The 249-nt window shown below is 49.0% G+C and carries 1 pseudogene; it reads right to left on the bottom strand.

Going from position 1 to position 249, the window contains the following annotated elements:
* Positions 1-249 (bottom strand): annotated as a pseudogene (locus tag SCA31_RS24745) (IS4 family transposase); the annotation flags it as partial.

Raw genomic sequence — 249 nt, 5'->3', positions numbered from 1 at the left:
AATGATGTTAGCAATAGCACATGGCCCGCTGCTTCCAGCGTTTCCGCCTGAACTACTCGTCCTTTTCGACGATTCTCGCTGAGCAGTCGGGTTTTACTGATTAATGCTTTTTCGGGAGGAAGTGATACGGCAATGAGACGTGCCGGAAAGGGAGCTCCGGCTTTTTTATTACCTGAATTGCCTATCATTACAGTGGTTTCACCGTTCTTACCGCAATCCAGCCCGCGCAGAAAACCCATCATGTCAAAG

This window comes from Chryseobacterium sp. SIMBA_028 (assembly GCF_046535285.1).
Lineage (GTDB): Bacteria > Bacteroidota > Bacteroidia > Flavobacteriales > Weeksellaceae > Chryseobacterium.
The sequence above is the reverse complement of the archived record's forward strand: the minus strand, read 5'-3'. Positions and strand labels throughout refer to the sequence as shown.